The sequence below is a fragment of the Kitasatospora sp. NPDC056327 genome, assembly GCF_042261735.1.
Lineage (GTDB): Bacteria > Actinomycetota > Actinomycetes > Streptomycetales > Streptomycetaceae > Kitasatospora.
The window spans coordinates 1-4,642 of record NZ_JBHJRC010000443.1 but is presented as its reverse complement, the minus strand read 5'-3'; the positions used below and the strand labels follow the sequence as shown (position 1 = coordinate 4,642).

General features: G+C 75.7%; 3 protein-coding genes. 1 reads left to right on the top strand and 2 read right to left on the bottom strand.

Annotated features, from left to right (window positions below; genetic code table 11):
• Nucleotides 1–37: 37 nt before the first annotated feature.
• Both fes and fhuB read right to left on the bottom strand, forming a co-directional pair.
• Nucleotides 38–1,219: an enterochelin esterase gene (gene fes / locus ACFCX4_RS34865; protein ID WP_376151259.1), complete on the bottom strand. Its 1,182-nt coding sequence runs from the start codon at nt 1,217–1,219 to the stop codon at nt 38–40.
• 19 nt (nt 1,220–1,238) lie between these two features.
• The gene (gene fhuB / locus ACFCX4_RS34860) at nt 1,239–3,410 is read right to left on the bottom strand and encodes a Fe(3+)-hydroxamate ABC transporter permease FhuB (protein WP_376151257.1); all 2,172 of its coding nucleotides are present in this window, start codon (nt 3,408–3,410) and stop codon (nt 1,239–1,241) included.
• A 154-nt stretch (nt 3,411–3,564) separates the two neighbouring features.
• On the opposite strand from fhuB, the gene ACFCX4_RS34855 reads away from it, so the two are divergent.
• Entirely contained in the window at nt 3,565–4,611 is a 1,047-nt protein-coding gene (locus ACFCX4_RS34855) for an ABC transporter substrate-binding protein (protein WP_376151255.1), read from the top strand.
• Nucleotides 4,612–4,642: the final 31 nt, after the last annotated feature.

The window sequence follows — 4,642 nt, the reverse complement described above, 5'->3', positions numbered from 1 at the left end:
GGTGCGGCCCTCGCACCGGCGCCCCCGGCCGGGACGGTCAGGCCGCAGGGCCCGCGGCGCCCAGCAGGTGCACCAGGCCGTCGGCCAGGCCGCCGCGCCAGCAGGCGTAGTCGTGGCCGCCGTTGAACTCCCGGTAGGCGAGGTCGTAGCCGCGGGCGGTCAGCACGTCGCGCAGGTGGCGGTTCTGGGCGAGCAGCATCCACTCCTGGAGGCCGACCTCCACCCAGAGCCGGGCGCCGCGCCGTTCCTCCGCCGCGAACCGCCGGGTCAGCCACTCGCTGCCGCCGTCGAACTCGGTGCCGTCCGGCCACCAGAACGAGCCGGACTGCGAGAGCGCGTTGCCGAACCGCGCGGGCCGGCGGAAGACGGCGAAGGCGGCGGTCAGGCCGCCCGCGCTCTGCCCGGCGATCACCGTGCGGGCCGGGTCGGCGGTGGCGCGGTGCTCGGCGGCGGCCCAGGGCAGCACCCGGTCGGCGAGCAGGTCGACGAAGTCCGGGTTGCAGCTGAGGTCGGAGGGCCGGCCCGGGCCCATGGTGTGCACCAGCAGCGCGACGGTCGGCGGGATCAGGCCCTCGGCCGTCAGGTTGTCCAGGGTGTCGCCGACCGACAGCACCTCGCCCCACATCTCCCCGTCGAGCAGGACCAGGACGGGGTAGGGCCCGGCGTCGGCGCGGTGCCCGGCGGGCAGGTGGACGTCGACCCGCCGCCCGGCGACCTCGGCCCGCACGGTGCGCCCGCGGGGCACGTCCGCGCGCCGCTCGGCGTACGGCTGGGCGGGGGCCTGCGGCAGGGCGAGCACCGAGGCGGGCCGGCGGCCGTCCCGGGCGGGCAGCAGCGCACCGGTGCCGTGCGGGTCGGGGCGGGCGCCGTCCAGCACCCGCAGCCAGTCGGCCCGCCGGGTGCCGGGGACGTCGCCGCGGACCGGGTACAGCTGGTAGGACGCCCGGTGGTCGGCGCGCAGCCGGTAGGTGCGCGACCAGCCGCCGCCCCGGCGCTCCATCAGGTGCGGGGTGAGGTCGCCGGCGTGCCGGTCCTTGTCGGTGACGGTGTGGACGAGCGCGAGCACGCCGTCGTACGGCTGCTCTCCCGGTTCGTCGCGCAGCACGAAGGTCACCCGGCGGTAGGCCGGGTCCTCCGGGTCCGGGTCGACCAGCGGCGCGCCCTCGGCGGCCACCCGGGCCCAGAACGCCTCGTCGGCGGGCTGCAGTTCGTTGTGCACGGGGTGAACTCCTCGATGATCAGGCGGGGTTGCCCTTGCGGCCGAGCAGCACCCAGAGCAGGAAGGGGCCGCCGAGCACGGTGGTGACGATGCCGACCGGGATCTCGACGCCGGAGATCAGCACCCGGCCGAGGGTGTCGGCCAGCACGATGAGCACCGCGCCGACCAGCGCGGAGCCGAGCACCGGGACCCGGGCCGGTCCGGCCAGCCGCCCGGCGACCACCGGCGCGGCCAGGGCGACGAAGCCGACCGGTCCGCAGATCCCGACGGCGAGGCCGGCGAGCGCCACGGCGAGCAGCAGGCAGACCAGCCGGACCCGGCCGGGGTCGACGCCCAGCGAGGAGGCCACGTTGTCGTCGAACCGGAGCACGGCCAGCCGGCGGGCCACCACCAGGGCGAGCGGCACCAGGACGGCGAGGCCGATCAGGACCGGCGCGGCCACCTCGTAGTCCCGGCCGTTGAGGCTCCCGGAGGTCCAGACGTACAGCGAGGAGGCGGAGCTGAGCGAGCGCCGGGCCATCGCCACCTGGATGACGGCGGAGGCGAGCGCCGACATGGCGAGGCCCACGACGAGCACCCGGTAGCCGCGCGCGCCGAGCCCGCCGGAGACGACGGTGACCACCCCGACGGCGACCAGCGCGCCGATCGGCCCGGCCCACCAGGCGCCGAAGGTGCCCGAGGCGGTGACCGAGATCAGCACGGCGGCGGTGGCGCCGTCGTTGACGCCGAGCAGTTCGGGGGTGGCGAGCCGGTTGCGGGCCAGCGTCTGGGTGAGGCAGCCGGCCAGGCCGAGCGCGGCGCCCGCGGCGAGGCCCGCGACGATCCGGCCGAGCCGGAACTTCTGCACCAGTAGCACGTCCAGGCGCTCCCCGTAGCCGAAGACGGCCTGGAAGGTGCGGCCGAGGCCGAGTTCGCTCTGGCCGGCGTGCGCGGAGACCACCACGGCGGCGAGCAGGGCGGTGGCGAGGCCGAGCGCCGCGAGCACCGAGCGGCGGGGGAGCAGGAGCGAGAGCGCGCCGCGCCGGATCACCACGTCCGGCTTCGGGGCCTTCTCCTCGGGGTGGCCGTGGCGGCCGGAGGACTCGGCGGGGGCGGTGTCGGTCATGCCGAGCGCGGCCGTCCGCCGGGAGCGGACGATGGCGATCAGGGTGGGGGCGCCGATCAGCGCGACGATCACCGAGACCGGGGCCTCGAAGGGGCGGGCCACCACCCGGGCGAGCACGTCGGCGCCGGTCAGCACGGCCGCGCCGACCAGTCCGGCGAGCAGGGTGAGCCGGCCGACCCGGGGGCCGGCGGCGGCGCGGGCCAGGAACCCGGCGAGCAGGCCGAGGAAGGAGATCGGCCCGGCCAGTGCGACCGCGGAGGCGGTGAGCAGGGTGACGGCGAGGGCGACGGCGGCGCGGGTGGCGCCGGGGCGGTGGCCGAGGCCGCGGGCGAGGTCGTCGCCGAGCGCGAGCGCGGACAGCGGCCGGGTGGTGAGCAGCGCGATCACGAAGCCGACGCCGAGCACCGGGGCGAGCTGGCGCAGCGTCGTCCAGCCCTCCACGCCGGCCAGCGAGCCGAGCACCCAGACCCGGTAGCGGTCGTAGGCCTCGGGGGAGTTGACGATCAGCACGCCGGTGAGGCCGCCGAAGGTGGCGCCGACGGCGGAGCCGCCGAGGACGAGCCGCATCGGGGAGCCGCCGCCCCGGCTGCCGGCGATCGCCAGCACGATCCCGCTGGCCAGCACGGCGCCGCCGAAGGCGAAGGCGAGGTAGCCGTAGGAGGTCTGGACGCCGAGCACGGCGATGCCGAGGACGACGCCGAGCGAGGCGCCGGCGTTGACGCCGAGCAGGCCGGTCTCGGCGAGCGGGTTGCGGGTGACCGACTGCAGCTGGGCGCCGGCCACGCCCAGGGCGCCGCCGACCAGCAGGGCGGTCAGGGTGCGGGGGAGCCTCAGATCGCCGACGACCAGGGCCAGATGACTGTCCGCGCGGGCGCCGCCGGTGTCGAGCAGGTAGTCCAGGACCCGGCCCGGGCCGACCTCGCCGGCGCCGACGGACAACGAGAGCGCGGTGAGCGCGAGCAGGGCGGCGAGGATGCCGCCGACGGCGGCCCGGGCGGTGCGGCGGGACCGTTCGGCCGCCGGCGGGGCGGGGGCGGAGGGCTCCGCGCCGGCCGCCTCGGCGGTACCCACTTGCGACAATGTCATAAGGTAAGGCTAACCTAATGGTCGGCGCGGTCGGACGGGTGTCCGGTCCCGCGCCGGACCTGTCCGGATCGTCCGGGTTCCGTCGCACCACGCGCACCGCCCGTCCGCACCGCCCACCGCACCACGTCTGCAACACCCCTGCCCGGAGGCCTACATGTCGACCGCCCAGAGCCCGCTCCACCTCGTCCGCCACCGGGCGGTCCAGGCGCTGGCCGCCACCGGGGCGGCCACGCTCCTGCTCGTCGGCTGCGGCTCGTCGGGCTCCTCCGACAAGGGCTCCTCCGCCGACAAGGGCACGCCCTCGACCGCGGCCTCCTCCTCCGCCGCGGGCGCCCCCGCCGCGGACGCGGCCGGTGGCAAGCGGACCGTCAAGGACGCCACCGGCACCGCCGTCGAGATCCCGGCCGAGCCGAAGCGCATCGTCACCCTCACCCAGGAGGACCTCGACGCGGTGCTCGCCCTCGGCCTCAAGCCGGCCGGCATCACCAACGGACAGGGTCTCAACGAGCCGCCGGCGTACCTGAAGGACAAGGTCCAGGGAATCCCGGTGGTCGGCAACCTGCTCCAGCCCGTGATGGACAAGGTCATCGCCGCCAAGCCCGACCTGATCCTGGCCGGCGACATGCAGGACCAGCAGGTGCTCAAGCAGCTGCGCGAGATCACCCCGGCCACCGTGGTCACCATGGCCCCGACCGACGACTGGAAGCTCTCCTTCCGCGGCATCGGAAACGCCGTCAACAAGCTGGAGCAGGCCAACAAGGTCATCGCCGACTACGACGCCAAGGCCGCCAAGGCCGGCGGCGAGCTCGGCGAGAACAAGGGCAAGGCCGTCTCCATCGTCCGCTGGAACCCGACCGGTCCCAGCTGGATGGAGAAGAAGCAGTTCGCCAGCGGCGTCGCCCTGGACATGGGCCTGACCCGCCCGCAGGCCCAGGACAAGGACGGCAACGCGCACACCCCGGCGCTCAGCCTGGAGAAGATCAACGAGATCGACGGCGACTGGCTGTTCCTCTCGACCCTCACCGACGACGGCAAGGCCGCGCTGAAGGACGTCCAGTCCAAGCCCGCCTACCAGGAGCTCGGCGCGGTGAAGAACAACCACACCGTGACCGTGGACGGCTCGGTCTGGTCCACCCGCGGCGGCCCGCTCGCGGCCGACGTGGTGATCGGCGACATCAGCAAGGCGCTCGCCGCCAAGTGACCGCAGGCGGCGGGCGCCCCTCCTCACGGGG